14 protein-coding genes are annotated in these 15,922 nt (G+C 73.5%); 3 read left to right on the top strand and 11 right to left on the bottom strand.

Annotated elements, in window-relative coordinates; all coding sequences use genetic code 11:
* The 3 genes from DLJ58_RS29445 to cobC form a co-directional block, all read right to left on the bottom strand.
* Positions 1-529, bottom strand: a 529-nt coding sequence (locus DLJ58_RS29445) for a precorrin-2 dehydrogenase/sirohydrochlorin ferrochelatase family protein (RefSeq protein ID WP_279635922.1), incomplete at its 3' end; no start/stop codon positions are given.
* A gap of 40 nt (positions 530-569) precedes the next feature.
* Positions 570-1,700 carry a nicotinate-nucleotide--dimethylbenzimidazole phosphoribosyltransferase gene (locus DLJ58_RS29440; RefSeq protein WP_124861211.1) on the bottom strand — a complete coding sequence of 377 codons (1,131 nt, stop codon included), beginning with the start codon at positions 1,698-1,700 and terminating at the stop codon, positions 570-572.
* Entirely contained in the window at positions 1,700-2,785 is a 1,086-nt protein-coding gene (cobC, locus tag DLJ58_RS29435; RefSeq protein WP_124861207.1) for an Rv2231c family histidinol phosphate aminotransferase CobC, read from the bottom strand. The genes DLJ58_RS29440 and cobC overlap by 1 nt, the downstream gene beginning before the upstream one ends.
* A gap of 121 nt (positions 2,786-2,906) precedes the next feature.
* On the opposite strand from cobC, the gene DLJ58_RS29430 reads away from it, so the two are divergent.
* A complete protein-coding gene (locus DLJ58_RS29430) occupies positions 2,907-5,036 on the top strand; it encodes a transglycosylase domain-containing protein (protein WP_124861205.1) in 2,130 nt (709 codons plus the stop codon).
* A gap of 42 nt (positions 5,037-5,078) precedes the next feature.
* On the opposite strand, the gene DLJ58_RS29425 is transcribed toward DLJ58_RS29430, so the two are convergent.
* On the bottom strand, positions 5,079-5,648 hold the full coding sequence (locus DLJ58_RS29425; RefSeq protein ID WP_124861203.1) for a GNAT family N-acetyltransferase: 570 nt from the start codon (positions 5,646-5,648) through the stop codon (positions 5,079-5,081).
* Positions 5,645-7,048: a cobyrinic acid a,c-diamide synthase CobB gene (locus DLJ58_RS29420; protein ID WP_124861201.1), complete on the bottom strand. Its 1,404-nt coding sequence runs from the start codon at positions 7,046-7,048 to the stop codon at positions 5,645-5,647. The genes DLJ58_RS29425 and DLJ58_RS29420 overlap by 4 nt, the downstream gene beginning before the upstream one ends.
* A 205-nt stretch (positions 7,049-7,253) precedes the next feature.
* Between DLJ58_RS29420 and DLJ58_RS29415 the strand changes: the two genes are divergently transcribed.
* Entirely contained in the window at positions 7,254-8,075 is an 822-nt protein-coding gene (locus DLJ58_RS29415) for an SURF1 family cytochrome oxidase biogenesis protein (RefSeq protein ID WP_124861199.1), read from the top strand.
* A 10-nt stretch (positions 8,076-8,085) separates the two neighbouring features.
* On the opposite strand, the gene DLJ58_RS29410 is transcribed toward DLJ58_RS29415, so the two are convergent.
* The 5 genes from DLJ58_RS29410 to DLJ58_RS29390 form a co-directional block, all read right to left on the bottom strand.
* Entirely contained in the window at positions 8,086-9,678 is a 1,593-nt protein-coding gene (locus DLJ58_RS29410) for an ATP-dependent DNA ligase (RefSeq protein ID WP_244219187.1), read from the bottom strand.
* Positions 9,679-9,848: 170 nt separating this feature from the next.
* Positions 9,849-10,055, bottom strand: coding sequence for a hypothetical protein (locus DLJ58_RS29405; RefSeq protein WP_030333429.1), 207 nt, complete (start codon positions 10,053-10,055; stop codon positions 9,849-9,851).
* A 77-nt stretch (positions 10,056-10,132) separates the two neighbouring features.
* Positions 10,133-11,476 carry a dipeptidase gene (locus tag DLJ58_RS29400; RefSeq protein WP_208741406.1) on the bottom strand — a complete coding sequence of 448 codons (1,344 nt, stop codon included), beginning with the start codon at positions 11,474-11,476 and terminating at the stop codon, positions 10,133-10,135.
* A 36-nt stretch (positions 11,477-11,512) separates the two neighbouring features.
* Positions 11,513-12,658: a M48 family metallopeptidase gene (locus DLJ58_RS29395; protein ID WP_124861194.1), complete on the bottom strand. Its 1,146-nt coding sequence runs from the start codon at positions 12,656-12,658 to the stop codon at positions 11,513-11,515.
* Positions 12,659-12,725: 67 nt separating this feature from the next.
* Positions 12,726-13,439, bottom strand: a complete 714-nt coding sequence (locus DLJ58_RS29390) for a uridine kinase family protein (RefSeq protein ID WP_425271356.1) — start codon at positions 13,437-13,439, stop codon at positions 12,726-12,728.
* A gap of 213 nt (positions 13,440-13,652) precedes the next feature.
* On the opposite strand from DLJ58_RS29390, the gene DLJ58_RS29385 reads away from it, so the two are divergent.
* A complete protein-coding gene (locus DLJ58_RS29385; RefSeq protein ID WP_124861209.1) occupies positions 13,653-14,054 on the top strand; it encodes a rhodanese-like domain-containing protein in 402 nt (133 codons plus the stop codon).
* A 306-nt stretch (positions 14,055-14,360) separates the two neighbouring features.
* On the opposite strand, the gene DLJ58_RS29380 is transcribed toward DLJ58_RS29385, so the two are convergent.
* On the bottom strand, positions 14,361-15,920 hold the full coding sequence (locus DLJ58_RS29380) for a cobyric acid synthase (protein ID WP_124861190.1): 1,560 nt from the start codon (positions 15,918-15,920) through the stop codon (positions 14,361-14,363).
* Positions 15,921-15,922: the final 2 nt, after the last annotated feature.

Genomic DNA, 15,922 nt, shown 5'->3' with positions numbered 1-15,922 from the left:
CCACCCGCCCGGCCTGCCGCCCGCCGGCCGTCCCACTGGAAGCGTCGGGCCGGCCAGCGCTCCCGTCCGGTGCCAGGCGGACGGCGAGCAGGTCGCGGATCGCGTCGCGGACGGTCATCGCCCGACGCGGGTCGCCACCGCCGAGCACCGCCACGGTGACCGGGCCGTGCCGGGTCACCGCCGGGGTCCAGGCGGTGGCGGCCGTCCGGTCGTCGGCCCGGACGCAGAAGATCCGCCGCTCGGCGGCGACGGCGCTCACCGAGGCCGCCGCCATCGAGTCGTCGACAGCGACCTGGACCAGCCAGGCGCCGTCCAGGTCCTCGGGCACGAACCGGCGCGGCACCCAGTGCAGCCGACCCGCGTCGGCCTGGGCGCGCAGCGCCGGGGTCAGCTCCGGGGCCACCAGCAGGACGTCCGCACCGGCGTCCAGCAGCGCGGGTACGCGCCGGGTGGCGACCGCACCGCCACCCACCACGACCACCCGCCGCCCGTGCAGCCGCAGACCCAGGGGGTACGGATTGGAGGTCACGCCGCACCACCGACGCGGACGGCTCGTTCGCTGCACGTGCTCACTTCTCGGCCACCCCGGCGGAGTCGAAGGTGGCCACCTCGTGCAGCACCCGGACCGCGCCGGTGACCACGGGCAGAGCCAGCAGCGCGCCGGTGCCCTCGCCGAGGCGCAACCCCAGGTCGATCAGCGGGTCGAGGCCGAGGTGGCGCAGCGCGACTGTGGCACCGGGCTCGGCCGAGCGGTGGCCGGCGACCATGGCGCCGACTGCCGCCGGGGCGAACGCGGCGGCGGCGAGCGCGGCTGAGACCGCGATCACGCCGTCCAGCAGCACCGGCGTGCGGCGTGCTGCGGCCCCCAGGATCAGCCCGGCCAGGGCGGCGTGCTCCAGACCACCGACGGCGGCCAGCACCCCCAGCGGGTCGGCCGGGTCGGGGGTGTGCCGGGCCAGCGCGGCCCGCACCACCGCCACCTTGCGCGCGTACGTCGGGTCGTCGACCCCGGTGCCCCGACCGGTGGTGTCGAGCGGGTCGGCGCCGGTGAACGCGGCGATCAGCACGGCGGCCGGGGTGGTGTTGCCGATGCCCATGTCCCCGGTGAGCAGGATGCCGGCACCGGCGTCGATCAGCTCGTCGGCGATCCGGATGCCGGTCTGCACCGCCGCCAGCGCCTCGTCCCGGGTCAGCGCGGCGGTCACGGTGAGGTCGCGGGTGCCCCGGCGGACGGACGCGACAACCAGTCGGGGCACGGCCGGGTCGAGCACGGCCGGGTCGAGCACAGCCGGGTCGAGCACAGCCGGGTCGAGCACAGCCGGGTCGGCGGCCGGTTCGGTGGGCAGCGGGGTGGCCACGCCGACGTCGACAACTGTGACCGAGGCGCCGGCCTGCCGGGCGAACGCGTTGACCACCGCTCCACCGGCCAGGAAATTGCCGATCATCTGCGCGGTGACCTCCTGCGGCCAGGGGCTGACCCCCTGGGCGTGCACCCCGTGGTCGCCGGCGAAGATCGCCACCGCGGCCGACTCGGGCAGCGGTGGTGGGCAGATTCCGGCCAGGCCGGCGAGGCGTACCGAAAGTTCCTCCAGCGCGCCCAGCGATCCCGCCGGTTTGGTCAGCCGGCCCTGCAGCTCCCGGGCGGCGGCCATGGCCGCTTCGTCCGCCGCGCGGATTGCCGCGATCGTGGTCTCCAGCATCATGCCTCCATGGTCTCGCGCAGCACGTCGATGAACGCGTCGGTGGTGTTTCGGTCGCGTACCGCCACCCGCAGCCAGTCCGGGCCGAGGCCGGGGAACGTGTCGCCTCGGCGCACCGCCCAGCCGCGCTCGCGCAGGGCGGCCCGGATCGCTGTCGCGCCCGGCAGGTGCAGCAGGACGAACGCGCTGGCGGGACGGCCGACGACGCGTACACCGGGCAGTTCGGTGAGGCGCGCGACCAGGTGCTCGCGGTCGGCGGCGAGGTCGGCGGCGATCGCGCGTTCGGCCTGGACCGCGACGGCGCTGGCGCAGGCCGACGCGGCCGCCAGCGCGGGCGTGGAGACGGCCCAGAGCGGCTGGACGGCGGCCAGCCGGGACAGCAGCTCGGGGGCGCCGAGCAGATAGCCGATCCGCAGGCCGGCCAGGCCCCACGTCTTGGTGAGGCTGCGCACCACGAGCAGGCCGGGCAGGTCGCGGCGATCGGCCAGCGACTCCGGTTCGCCGGGGTGCCCGGTGGCGATGGTGGTGTCGGCGAACGCCTCGTCGACCACCAGCACCCGGCCGGGGCGGGCCAGCGCGGCCACGGTCTGGGCGGGGTGCAGCACCGAGGTCGGGTTCGTCGGGTTGCCGATCATCACGAGGTCGGCCTCGGCGGGCACCCGGGACGGGTCGAGCCGGAAATCGTCGGAGGCGTCGAGCAGCACCCGCTCGACCGGGTGTCCGGCGGCCCGCAGCGCCGCCTCCGGCTCGGTGAACTGGGGGTGCACCACGACGGGGCGGCGCACGCCGCGCAGCGCCTGGGCGATCAGCACGAAGCCCTCGGCGGCGCCGGCGGTGAGCAGCACCTCGTTCGGGTGACGGCGGTGTCGGGCGGCGACGGCCGCCCGGGCCGGCGCCGGGTCCGGATACCGGGCCAGGTCGGTCAGGGTCGCGGCGATCGGGTCGGCCAGCCAGGCGGGAGGCCGCGCCCGACGGACGTTGACGGCGAGGTCGATCAGGCCGGCTGTGGCCTCCGCGTCGCCGTGGTGGGCGAGGTCCGGCTCGACCCCGGTTGGTGGGGCGACAGCGCTCGGCTGATCAGACATGTCCGCGATCCTGCCGGGAAGGTGGCCGGTGGGACAGTCGATCCCGGCGTAAGCCGCGTCACCACTCACCGGTTTAAGAGTTCTTCTCATGTACGAATCGGAAATGTCATAACTTGACCAGGTGAGCAACCGACCCCTTGCTGCCGCTGGTCGTCTCGTCCCTCTCCTCCGCGCCGGACTGATCGCCGGAATCGTGATCGCCGCCGCCGCCTATCCACTGGTCGCCCTCACCGGGCTCGGTGCGAAAGCCACTGCGCACGCCGTGGACCAGAAGACCCGGGTGCTGAAGACCGCCCTGCCCGCCGAGACCTCGTACGTCTACGGCCCGGACGGCAAGACCGTGCTGACCATGTTCTACGAGGAGTACCGGCAGTACACCAAGCTGTCGGACATGTCGCCGAACATTCAGCAGGCGATCGTGGCCGCCGAGGACTCCCGCTTCTACCAGCACCACGGCGTCGACCCGAAGGGCGTGGCCCGGGCCTTCGTCTCGAACGCCCGCTCCGGCGGCTCCCAGGGCGCCTCGACGCTGACCATGCAGTACGTCCGGATGGCCCTGCGGGACAGCGCGACGACGCCCAAGGAGGTCCAGGAAGCCACCCAGCAGACCAGCCTGCGCAAGGTCAAGGAGATGCGGATGGCGCTGGACCTGGAGAAGGAGATCAGCAAGGAAGAGATCATGGAGCGCTACCTGAACTCGGCGTACTTCGGGCACCGGGCGTACGGCATCTACGCGGCCAGCGAGATCTTCTTCTCCAAGACTCCGAAGGACCTCACCCCGGTCGAGGCCGCCACCCTCGCCGGACTGGTCAAGTCCCCCTCCGAGTACGACCCGGCCGACTCCGACCAGAAGGAGGCCACCGGGCGGCGCAACTACGTGCTGGACCGGATGAGCCAACTCGGCTACCTCTCCCCCGACTCGGCCGCCGCCGCCAAGTCCGAGCCCATCCGGCTCAAGCTGACCACCCCACCGCACGACTGCGCCGCGGTGGCCGAGAAGTACAACAGCTGGGGCTTCGCCTGCGACTACCTGAAGAACTGGTGGAGCGCACAGCCCGCGTTCGGGGCGAACCGGCTGGAACGGATGGACAACCTGCGCCGGGGCGGCTACCGGATCGTGCTCAGCCTCGACCCGAAGATCCAGGAGGCGGCGGAAAGGAGCGTCGGCACCAAGGAAGCCACCGGCAGCCCGTTCGCCAACGGCATCGTGCTCTCCGAGCCGGGCACCGGGCGGGTGAAGGCCATGGCGGTGAACCGGACGTACTCGCTGGACCTGGCCGACAACCCGCAGAGCTCCAACCCCGAGGCCGGGCCGAAGGTGAAGGCCAACTACCCGAACACTGTGGCACCGCTGCTCGGCGGCGGTGACCTGGCCGGCTACCAGGCCGGGTCGACGTTCAAGATGTTTCCGATGTTGGCCGCGCTGGACTCCGGGATGACCCTCTCCACCTCGTTCAACGCGCCCTACCGCTACAAGTCGGCCGTGTACGACGGCTGGGCGCCCTCCAACGCCAGCGGCGCCATGACCGGCCAGCAGACCATGTGGTCCGGCTTCGGCAAATCGGTCAACACGTACTTCGTGTGGCTGGAGGAGAAGGTCGGCGCTGACCGGGCGGTCCGGTTGGCCGAACAGCTCGGGCTGCGGTGGCGCACCGACGTCGACCGGGAACAGGCGTCCCCGGCCAAGGCGAAGAAGTGGGGTGCGTTCACCCTGGGCGTCTCCGACGCCACCCCGCTGGAGATGGCGAACGCGTACGCCGCCATCGCGGCCGACGGCCGCTACTGCGAGGCCATCCCGGTGCAAGCGATCATGAACCGGGACGGCACGCCCGCCACCTACGCCACTCCGGGCGGTCTGCACCGCGAGGTGGCCAAGCCGCGCTGCCGGCAGGTGGTGAGCGCGGACGCCGCGCGGGCGGCCACCGACGCGGCCCGCTGCCCGACCGGAGACACCCCGGCGCGCGGCAGCTGCGGCGGATGGTCCACCGCCGACAGCGTGCGAGGCACCGTCGGACGCCCGGTGGCCGGCAAGACCGGTACGACCGACAGCACCCGGTCGGCCTGGTTCGTGGGCTACACCCCGGAGTTGGCGGCGGCGAGCTTCATCTCCGACCCGGACAACCCGTTCAACGCGGTCGGTGACGGGCAGTCCCAAATCCCGATCAAGGCGGTCTCGGAGGCCCTGCGCGACGGCCTGAAGGGCACCCCGACCCGCCAGTTCACCCCACCGTCGGACGCCATCGTCGGCTGACCGGCGCGAGAGTCAGCGCAGGTCGGCGGGAGCCGGCGCGGCTCAGCGCAGGTCGGCGGCGACGAACGACCACAGCTCCAGGTCCACCCGGCCGCCGCTGACGAACCCGGCGTTGCGCAGCAGACCCTCATAGCTGAACCCGGCCTTCTCGGCGACCCGGCGCGAGGCCAGGTTGCCGGGAGCCACCCGCAGCTCGACCCGCTGGAAGCCGTGCTCCAGGATCAGCGCGATGGCCACCGCGTCGACAGCCTCGGCGGCGAAGCCAAAACCCCGCGCGTGGGGCGCCATCGCGTAGGAGATCTCGGTGAGGCGGGCACCCCAGTCGGTGCGCCGGGTCCACAGCGAGCCCACCACCTGGTCGTCCTCCCGCCGGAGCACCGCGTAGTGGTCGCCCTCCCCGCTGTCACGCCGCTGCCGGGCCAGATCCGTGCACCAGGCCAGCCCGTCGATCGGGCCGGAGTCGTCGGGCAGCGGCAGCCAACGCCGGGTCAGCTTGTCGGCGAAGATCTCCCCGGCCGCCGCCGCGTCGGCCGCCGTGAGCTGACGAACCTCGGTACGCGGGGTGGAGACGGTCAACGCCGGGAATCGCCGCACCGCCACCTGACCGATCACACCGACACCTCGCCCGGCTGGGCGGGTACCACCTCGCTCGTCGGGTCGGCCGCCGCCGCGGCGACCAACCGGGCCGCCGTCGCCGGATGGCTCGCCCAGTGCACTGTGAGCTGCGAGGCGTGCACGTTGCGCCAGACGAAGCCCTCCGGCGCGCCACCGTCCCAGCTCCAGGCTGGGCGCTGACCAGCGCGGGGGGTGAGCACCGCACGGTGTGCCTTGTGCCCGACCAGCACCGTGCCGGTGGCGGCGACAACGCTGTCGGTCTGGGCGGTCGCCTCCCGGTAGCCGGCCACCACCCCGTCGCGGCTGACGCCGACCGCGTCCAGGACACCACACATCGGCAGCCCGTCCAGTTCCCGGGCCAGCCAGAGCAGCCCAGCGCCCTCGGCGACGACCGGCCGCCCGGTCCGCGCCAACTCGGCCACCGCGATGCAGAGCCGCCGGTTGGCCGACAACTGCTCGGCGTACGCCTCGGGCAGCGCGCCGCCGACGACCAGCGCGCGGGTGCCGACCGGCAGCGCCTCGTCGCGCAGCGGGTCGACGACGACGACCTCGGCGCCGGCGGCCCGGAGCAACTCGGTGGTCTCCGGGTGGCTGAAGCTGCCGCCCGGCCCACCGGCCACCGCCACCAGTGGGCGGTTCGCCGGGGGTGTGAACGTGCCGAGGGCCTCCTCGGGAGACCAGGCCGGCGCCGGGAGCGGCGGGGCGGAGCGGGCAAGCCCGAGCAGTCGTTCCAGGTCGACAGTGGCGGCGACGGCCTCGCCCAGCCGGCGGACCGCACGGGCGGCGTCGGCCGAGTCGTCGACCACCGGTGCCACCCCGTGCCGCCGCGACGGCAGCACCGCCGGCAGGTCCTGTCGACGCAGCGCGCCGTAGACCGGCACCCCCACGTCGTCCAACGCCTCGCGCAGCATCCCCTCGTGTCGCGACGACGCCACCCGGTTGAGGATCACCCCGCCGAGCCACAACTGCTCGTCGTACGAGCGGAAACCGTGCACCAGGGCGGCCACCGACTGACCCATCGCGGCCACGTCGACAACGAGCACCACCGGGCTGCGCAGCGCGGCGGCCGCGGCGGCCGTGGACTCCTGCTCGGGACGGCCACCGACCGAGTCGTACAGCCCCATGCTGCCCTGCACCACGGCCAGCCCGGCACCGGCGGCACCGTGCGCCACCAGCGGGGCGAGCCGGTCGAGGCCGACGAGTCGGGGGTCGATCACCCGACCCGGCCGACCGGAGGCGAGGCCGAGGTAGGCGGCGTCGACGTGGTCCGGCCCGAGCTTGAATCCGGCGACGTCGACCCCTCGCTCGGCCAGGGCGGCGAGCAGCCCGATCGCCAGCGCGTTCTTTCCGTGTCCGGAGGACGGCGCGCTGAGCACCAGGCGCGGCACGACGGTCATCATCGACTCCTCGCGAGCGGCGGCGGGTACGCGACGGGACGACCAAGGCCGATCCGTCGGCGTGACGATACCCGCCCGGCTGGAGGCGCGAGCACCGCCAACCGGGGTGGGGGCCCGGCCCTGACAGTGCCCCAGGACGTCGGCCCGGCCCTCGGTCCGGCCGGTCCAGGTCAGTGGCGCCGGTCATACGAGTAGCCTCGGTGCCGTGTACCGGTTCCTGCTGAGCCCACGCTGGCTGGGCGCTCTCGCGCTGACCCTGGTCGCGGCCGCCGTCATGGTGTTCCTCGGCAACTGGCAGCTGGATCGCTACCGGGGGCGCACCGAGGTCAACGAGCGGATCGACGCGGGCCAGCGGATGGCTCCCGTGCCGCTCGCCGACGCGCTGCGTGCTCCCGCCGGCGGCGCGGGGACGGCCGGTCCGGCCCCCGCCGAGGACAAGGTCTGGACCCGGGTCACCGTCACCGGCCGGTACGACCCCACGAACACCGTGCTGGTCCGTGGCCGGACGGTGGACAGCCGGGTCGGTTTCGAGGTGCTCACGCCGCTGGTGCTCGCTGACGGCACTGCGGTGCTGGTGGACCGGGGCTGGATCCCGCCGGCGCCCGGTGGGGCGACCGCCCAGCCGTCGGTGCCGGCCGCGCCGACCGGCGACGTGACGGTGGTGGGCCGGGTGCACGAGACCGAGAGCGGCGCCGGCGCGGTGGCCAGACGCGACGGGCTGCTGGAGATCCGGCGGATCGGGGTGTCGCGGCTGGCCGGCGAGCTTCCCTACCCGGTCTACGGTGCGTATCTGCTGCTCGACGAGCAGACCCCGGCAGCCGATCCGGCGTTCAAGGCGGTGCCGGTCGGGCACGCCAACAACTGGCAGAACTTCGGCTACGTCGTGCAGTGGTGGCTGTTCGCGGTGATGGCCCTCTTCGGCTACGGCTGGGTGGCCCGTCGGGAGGCCCGCCGGGCCGCCGGCATCGGCACCACCCCTGCGCCGCTGGACCGGGCCGCCGAGCCGACGCCGACCGCTTCCGCCTGACCTCGCCCGATCAGCCAGTCATGCGACCGGCGTGGATGGCACGGACCGCGTCGATGGTGTCCGCCTCCGCGGCGGACTTGTCGTCGCGATAGCGCACCACCCGGGCGAACCGCAGTGCCATCCCACCGGGATAGCGCGAACTCGTCTGCACCCCGTCGAAGGCGATCTCCACCACCTGCTCGGGCCGGACCCGGACCACCCAGTCGCCGCGTTCCACGGCGAGGTCGAGGAACCGCTCGGTCTGCCACCGCAGCAACTCGTCGGTGAGCCCCTTGAACGTCTTGCCGAGCATGACGAAGTCACCGGTGCGCGCGTCACGCGCACCCAGATGAAGGTTGGACAGCCAGCCCTTGCGCCGGCCGCTGCCCCACTCGACGGCGAGCACCACCAGGTCGAGGGTGTGTCGTGGTTTCACCTTGACCCAGGCGGCACCGCGCCGGCCGGCGTCGTAGGGGGCGTCCGGCGCCTTGACCACCACGCCCTCCTGCCCGGCGTCGAGCGCGGCGGCGAACGCGGCGGCGGCCTGCTCCGGGCCGTCGACCTCCATCCGGCCGACCAGCAGCGACGAATCCACCGAACCGGCGAGGGCGGCCCACCGTTCCCGGCCGGGAAGGTCGATCAGATCCTGGCCGTCGAGGTGCAGCAGGTCGAAGAAGTACGGGGTGAGCACCGTCGCGCCCGTGCTGGCGGCCGCCGCGAGCACCGCCGGGGCGACCGGTGTGCGCCCGGTGGTGCTGGGGGTGGTGCGTCGGGCGGCCCGGCTCGACGTCTGCTGGAACGGCAGTGGGCGGCCGGTCTCGTCCAGGCCGATCGCCTCGCCGTCGAGGACCAGATCCCGGGCCGGCAGGGCACGGACCGCGGCGACCACCTCGGGCACCCGGGTGGTGATCTCGTCGAGGCTGCGGGTGAACACGGCGATGTCGGCGCCGGAGCGGTGCACCTGGATGCGGATGCCGTCGAGCTTCACGTCGACCACCGCCGGCGTGCCGGTCGCGGCGAGCGCCTCGTCGACCGAGGGGGCGCTCTGCGCGAGCATCGGCGCCAGCGGGCGGCCGACCTGTAGACCGAACCCGGCCAACTCGGCGGCCCCTCCGGCCAGCGCGGCCACCGCCACGGCCCGGAGATCACCGGCGAGCAACAGTGCCCGGCGGACCGCCGCCACCGGAACCTCGGCGGCCCGGGCCACCGCGTCCGCGAGGAGCCCGGCCTGGGCGCCCTGCCGTAGCTCGCCACTGAACAGGCCGGTGAGGAGCCGCTGCTCGTCGGCCGTCGCCGCCGCGTAGAGGGCACCGAGCAGCGCCCGACGCCGAGCCTGTGAGCCCGAGCCGTGCACCGCGGCGATCTGCGCGATGGCCGCGTCCACGGCGGCGACCGTCAACGTCGGCTCGGCGGCCGGTGGCGGCAGGTCACGCAGGCTCGCGTAGCCGACCCCGGTCTGCCGTTGGCGCAGCTCACCGGCGAGATAGCCGGCGCCGGGCTCGACCTCGCCGGGGTCGAGCCGGCGCAGCGCGTCAGCGAGCAGCTCCACCTTGGCCCGCCGGCCGCTGGTGGCGCCGACGGCGGCGGAAGTGGCTGCCAGATCGAGGAACCGCACGCAGCTCATCCTGCCAGTCACCTCCGACACCGCCCGGGCATTGCCGTGCCCGGGCGGTGTCGGCAGGGTGCCGCCCACTCACGCGGACGACGGATCAGGGCCGGTTTCATGAGGGCGGTCGGGTCGAGGCGGAGTCCGGACGGCCCGCCGCGGGCCGGCCAGTCCTCATGAAACCGGCCCTAAGCGGAGACGGGTTCCTCGATGCGCAGCCCTCGGGCGCGGACCTCGCCGGCGACCCGGGAGAGCACCGAGTCGAGGGCGACCAGTGCGGCGGAGAGCTCACCGAGCTGTTCGTTGAGCGTGTCCTCGGACCACGCGGAGACGTCGACATCTCCCAGCGCGCTGACAGCGGCCCCCAACCGGGCCATCACCTCGTTCGTACTCATGTACGAAAGGCTATAACAGCCGACCATTCGACACGCCGTAAACTCGCAGATCAGGCCCAAAGTTGCCGTTCTGACACCTAACCGCCGACCGCCGCCACGTTGCGCATGAGCAGCGCCTCGGCGAGGCAGACCCGGGCGAACTCCCCCAGGTGCAGACTCTCGTTCGGGCCGTGCGCGCGGGCGTGCGGGTCCTCCACACCGGTCACCAGGATCGCCGCCTTCGGGAACATCTCCTGGAAGGTGGCGATGAACGGAATCGAGCCGCCGACGCCGATGTCAACCGGGGCGGTGCCGTCCCAGGCGGTCCGGAAGGCCGAACGGGCGGCGTCGAACATCGGCCCGGACGCCTCGATCACGCACGGGTCGCCGTCGTGTTCGAAGGTGACCGTCACCTGCGCACCCCACGGCGCGTGCTGCTCCAGGTGCGCGCGCAGCGCCGCGTACGCCCGCTTGGGGTCGTCGCCCGGGGCGAGGCGGACGCTGAGCTTCGCCTTCGCGGCCGGGACCAGGGCGTTCGGCGCCTCGCCGGTGGACGGCGCGTCGACACCGAGGATGGCCAGCGCCGGCTTGGTCCAGAGCCGGTCGGTGATCCGGCCGGTGCCGATGAACTGCACGCCCTCGGCGAGCCCCGCCTCCGCCCGGACCCGGTCCTCCGGGTAGTCGACGGTGGCGCCCTCCCGGCCGACGAGGCCGTCCACGGCCACGTCACCGGCGTCGTCGTGCAGCGTCGCCAACAGCCGGACCAGCGCGGTGAGCGCGTCCGGCACGGCGCCGCCGAACATGCCGCTGTGCACCGCGTGGTCCAGCGTGCGCACCTCGACGAAGCAGTTGACGATGCCCCGCAGCGAGGTGGTCAACGCCGGTACGCCGATGTCCCAGTTGCCGGAGTCGGCGATCACGATGACGTCGGAGGTGAGCTCGTCGCGGTGCTCGGCCAGCAGTTGCTCCAGCGAGTCGGAGCCGTACTCCTCCTCACCCTCGATGAAGAGCACCACGCCGACCGGCAGCGCGTCACCGTACGCGCGCAGCGCCGCCACGTGCGCCATGATGCCGGCCTTGTCGTCGGCCGCGCCCCGGGCGAAGAGCCGGCCGTCCCGTTCCACCGGCTCGAACGGGTCGGACTCCCACAGCGACCGGTCGCCGACCGGCTGGACGTCGTGGTGGGCGTAGAGCAGCACGGTGGGCGCGCCGGGCGGGGCGGCCCGACGGCCGATCACCGCCGGCTGGCCGCCGGATCGCACGATGTCGACGTCCAGGCCACAGCCGCGCAGCAGCTCGGCGACCGCCTCGGCGGAGCGTTCCACGTGCGAGTGGTCGAAGCCCTCGAAGGCGATGCCGGGGATGCGGACGAGGCGCTCCAGGTCGGCCCGGACGCCGGGCATCTCCCGCTCGACGGCGGCCCGCACCTCGGACTCGGACATGATCGGTGAGGTCATGACCGGCATCGTATGCCGGCCTTACCGGGGCGTGCCGGCGGAGCCCGTACCGTCACCGCTGTCCGCAGGGCCGGCGCCGGCCCGCGCGCCCGGTGCGGCCCGCCCGGCGCGGTGTGCACGGCCTGCCGCCTCGGTGGCGGCGTCCATCCAGGAACGGGCCCGACCGGCGGTGCCCCCCACCCACTCGCCGACGTCGCTCGCGCCGTCGCCGAGCCGGCGCAGCAACCCGACCAGTGGGTCGGTGGACCGGCTGAACTCCTCCCGGTACGACTCGGCCGCCGCCTTGATCTCCTCCGAGACGCTTGTCGCGCTGTCGTCCTCGCGGCGGGGATAGTCCCCGGCCAGCACCTGCCCGTACGCCCCGGAGTCGATCCACTGGCGCAGCGACGCCGCCCGCGCCACCGGCACCGGGTGGGTGCTCCACGCGGTCATCCTGATCTTGTGCAGGCTGTCGCGCAGGTCGCCGCCACCGGAGTACTCGGCGGCCTGCTCCAGAAAGGCGGTGGTGTCGACCTGGGACAGGTCACCGCCGCCCGCGAGCTTCATCAGCAGCCGCAGCGCGGCGGCCGGGTCCTGCCCGGCGAGCAGGCCGGCCCGGTCGGCGGAGAGTTCCGCCTTGCGCCACCACTCCAGCATCGCCGCGATGATGGCGCGCAGCGCGATCGCGCCGACCGGCAACCAACTCAGGTTGGCCGCCCACCGGGTGAGGATCATGAGCATGGTCTTGTAGACCGCGTGCCCGCTGCCCACGTGCCCCAACTCGTGGCCGAGCAGGCAGCGCAGCTCGTCCTCGTCGAGTTGCTGCACGCAGGCGGAGTTCAGAACGATGAACGGTCGCTCCAGCCCGACCGCCTCGGCGCCCAACCAGGGCGACTGGGTCACGTACAGCTCGGGCAGTTCGGCCACGTCGAGCGCCGCCGCGGCCTCGGTGTAGCGCTGCCACACCGCCGGGTACTGCCGGTGGTCGACCCGGATGCCGGAGGCCAGCACGGACAGCCGGAACCCCCGCTCGTTCCACATCCCGAAGAACGCCCGCACCACGTCGTCGAAACCGCGCAGCTCGCGCAGCGCGACCAGGGCACCCCGGTCGGCCGGATGCTCCCAGGCCCGCGAGCTGATGCCGCTGAGGGTGATCCGACGCCGCGCTGGCGCGTCCGCTGCCGTCATGGTGGCTCCCCGTTCGCCGTAGCTCTCCGCATCGTGCCGCAGACCGTGGCCCACGTCCATGCCCCGCTCAGCGAAGCCGCACGTAGTACCGGTCCGCGTCGTACGGCAGTGTCGGCGCGCCATCCACCACCAGGTCGGCGTGGGTCGCGGTCTCGTCGACGGCGAAGTGCGCCCGCTCCCCGTCATGCCAGCGGCGCAGCTCGGGCAGGATCTCCGGCCCGTCCCGGGCGACCGCGCGAGCCAGCCGCAGCGACGCGGGCGCGGTGACGAACACGGCCAGCGTCAGCTCCGGCCGGACGACCGCCCGGGCGGCGCTGACCCCCTCGACCACCAGCACCGGAGCCACCGGAACCGGAACCGGTCGGGGCAGAAAACACTGCCGGACCCAGCTGTACCGCCGGTAGGCTCCCGGCTCCCCGTCGCGCAGCGGAGCGAGCACCTCCTCCTCGAGCCGGGGCCAGAAGGTGACCTGGTCGTCCCACCCGTCGAGCAGGTCGTCGGTGTGCACCACCGGCGGGCGGCCGCGGAGCGGCCCGGCCAGGGCATCCGCGAGCTGCGCGGCGAACCGGCTCTTACCCGCGCCGCTCGGCCCGTCGACCGCGACCAGCCGGGTCCGCCCCAACCGCGCCGGGCCCGCGAGCACCCGACGAGCCAATTCGGCGTACGCCTCGACAACCGCCACGGTCGGTCGGCCAGTTCCCGGGTTCAGCGCAGCCTCCCGTGGTGCATGACCGAAGTATGCCGCCACCGCTGGTGGGCAGGGTGATCGACTCGGGTTCATCGAAGTCCCGGTCGGCGGGACCACCGTTGTCGGTGACCGTGTCGATCATGCCGATCGGGGGGCCAGGGTGGGCCACGTTGACCCGTCCGGCTGACCGCCCTGGCCGGCCACCGTCACGTCCGGGGGAATTGGTGCGGCGACGGGTGACGGGCGGCCCGTTCGCCGCCCGGGGTGCCACCGAATCGGCATGATCGGGTGGTGCTCCGAGACGTAATGAGCCCCGGTATAGACGCCCTACTCGAACAGGCCCGCGCCGGGCTGCACCGACTGACTCCGCAGCAGACCGTCGAGGCGGTCCGCGGTGGCGCGTTGCTGGTCGACACCCGCACCGACCTACAGCGCCGCGAACAGGGCGACCTGCCGGGCGCGGTCGTCATCGACCGGACCGTACTGGAGTGGCGCCTCGATCCGGCCAGCGCCTGGCGGATCCCGGAAGCGACCGGGTACGACCGGGAGATCATCCTGGCGTGCCGACAGGGTTACAGCTCCAGCCTGGCCGCCGCCAGCCTGCAGACCCTCGGGCTGCGCCGCGCCACCGACATGATCGGCGGCGTGGACGCCTGGCTCGCCGCGGGTCTGCCCACCACCGACCGTCCCGCCGACATCCGCCCCTGACTCCTCGGCCTTGCCCTTCAGGTTCCATCCCGAGCGGTCGGTCTGCGCAAGATCGCACTCGATCCAGGAAACAGGCCCCTCCTCGCGCGGGCGAGGCCACTACAACAACGATCGAGCACGATCATGCGGGAGTGGCGACGCTCGGCGAGCCCCTGACCGGCGACCGACTGGCGACCGGCTCGAGGGCGCGCCTCGCGGCCCCGGGGCGCGGCCCCGGGCCCCGCTCCGCATGGGACGGTGGACCAGCCAGGACGGCGGACCAGCCAGGACGGCGGACCAGCCAGGACGGCGGACCAGCCACGAGGGTCAGGACGGTGCGCCGGGTGGGATGAAGGGGAGGTCGGTGGGTGGGCCGGCGTCGATGAGACGCCAGAGAGCATCGGTGTCCAGGTGTTCCTCGACCAGGTCGCCGAGCAGGTCGAGTGAGCGCTCCCGGGCGGCGGCGAAGCTGGTGGCCGGTGCGACCCGGAACCCGCTGCGGCCGGCGAGGCGAGCCGCCTCGGTGAGGAACCACCGGCGGAACTCGTCGGACTCGAACGCCCCGTGCCAGTGCGTGCCGTGCACCACGCCGAGCACGGCGCCCTCTCCGACACCGCCGTCGCTGGTCAGCAGCGGGGTCAGGCTCGGGTCGGCCTGTGAGACATACCCGTGATGGATCTCGTAGCCCCGCACCGGCAGGCCACCGTGGCCGGTGCCCACCGACTGCCGGACGGTCTTGCGCGGATCGAAGGTGATGTCGATGGGCAGCAGACCGAGCCCCGGCACGCTGCCCTGCCGGCTCTCCACCGGATCGTGGATGGCGCGGCCGAGCATCTGGAAACCGCCGCAGAGGCCGAGCAGGGGTTTGCCGGCCGCCACATGGGTGGCCACCGCGTCGGCGAGACCGGTTTCGCGCAGCCAGTCGAGGTCGGCGACGGTGGACTTGGAGCCGGGCAGGACGACCAGGTCGGCGGCGGCCAGTTCGGCCGGTTCGATGGTGAGGCGTACGCGGACGCCCGGCTCGGTGGCGAGCGCCTCCACGTCGGTGGCGTTGCTGATCCGGGGTAGGCGGACGACGGCCACGTCCAGCCATTCGCTGCCGTGCGGGGCGGCGGGTCGGCCGAGCACCCGGCCGTAGGCGAGTGAGTCCTCCGCGTCGAGCCACAGGTCCAGTGCCCAGGGCAGCACCCCGTAGGTGGGGCGGCCGGTGACCTGACGCAGCATGTCCAGACCCGGCTGGAGCAGCCCGAGGTCGCCCCGGAACTTGTTGATCACGAAGCCGGCGATCAGCGCCTGGTCGGCCGGGTCGAGCAGTGCCACGGTGCCGAACATCGAGGCGAAGACACCGCCCCGGTCGATGTCGCCGACGACGATGGTGGGCAGGTTGGCGTGCCGGGCCAGGCCCATGTTGACGTAGTCACCGGCCCGCAGGTTGATCTCGGCGGGGCTGCCGGCGCCCTCGCAGATCACCACGTCGTACGTCTCGCGCAGCTCGGCCAGTGCGGCGTAAGCGGTCTCGGCGAGCCGGGGACGCAGCTGCCGGAAGGTGCCGGCGGTGATCGTGTCGACCGCCTCGCCCAGCAGCACCACCTGACTGGCCAGGTCGCTGCCCGGCTTGAGCAGAACCGGGTTGAACCGCAGGTCGGGTGCGAGCCCGCACGCCGCGGCCTGCATGGCCTGGGCGCGCCCGATCTCGCCGCCGCGCCCGTCCGGCCCGACGACCACCGCCGAGTTGTTCGACATGTTCTGCGCCTTGTACGGCGCCACCTTCACGCCCTGCCGGTGCAGCCAACGACAGATGCCGGCGGTGAGCACGCTCTTGCCGGCGTCGGACGTCGTGCCGGCCACCAGCAGCCCGCCGCTCACCGCCCTGGCTCTTATACACATCT

The sequence above is a fragment of the Micromonospora arida genome, from assembly GCF_003857035.1.
GTDB classification, from domain to species: Bacteria; Actinomycetota; Actinomycetes; order Mycobacteriales; family Micromonosporaceae; genus Micromonospora; species Micromonospora arida.
Note: the sequence above shows the minus strand (reverse complement) of the source record. Positions and strands in the feature narration are given on the sequence as shown.

Coding starts and splice junctions, on each gene's coding strand:
- DLJ58_RS29440 (WP_124861211.1), bottom strand. CDS start 1,700: ATGCTGGAGACCACGATCGCGGCAATCCGCGCGGCGGACGAAGCGGCC.
- cobC (WP_124861207.1), bottom strand. CDS start 2,785: ATGTCTGATCAGCCGAGCGCTGTCGCCCCACCAACCGGGGTCGAGCCG.
- DLJ58_RS29420 (WP_124861201.1), bottom strand. CDS start 7,048: ATGACCGTCGTGCCGCGCCTGGTGCTCAGCGCGCCGTCCTCCGGACAC.
- DLJ58_RS29410 (WP_244219187.1), bottom strand. CDS start 9,678: ATGAGCTGCGTGCGGTTCCTCGATCTGGCAGCCACTTCCGCCGCCGTC.
- DLJ58_RS29405 (WP_030333429.1), bottom strand. CDS start 10,055: ATGAGTACGAACGAGGTGATGGCCCGGTTGGGGGCCGCTGTCAGCGCG.
- DLJ58_RS29400 (WP_208741406.1), bottom strand. CDS start 11,476: ATGTCCGAGTCCGAGGTGCGGGCCGCCGTCGAGCGGGAGATGCCCGGC.
- DLJ58_RS29395 (WP_124861194.1), bottom strand. CDS start 12,658: ATGACGGCAGCGGACGCGCCAGCGCGGCGTCGGATCACCCTCAGCGGC.
- DLJ58_RS29390 (WP_425271356.1), bottom strand. CDS start 13,439: ATGAACCCGAGTCGATCACCCTGCCCACCAGCGGTGGCGGCATACTTC.
- DLJ58_RS29385 (WP_124861209.1), top strand. CDS start 13,653: ATGAGCCCCGGTATAGACGCCCTACTCGAACAGGCCCGCGCCGGGCTG.
- DLJ58_RS29380 (WP_124861190.1), bottom strand. CDS start 15,920: ATGTGTATAAGAGCCAGGGCGGTGAGCGGCGGGCTGCTGGTGGCCGGC.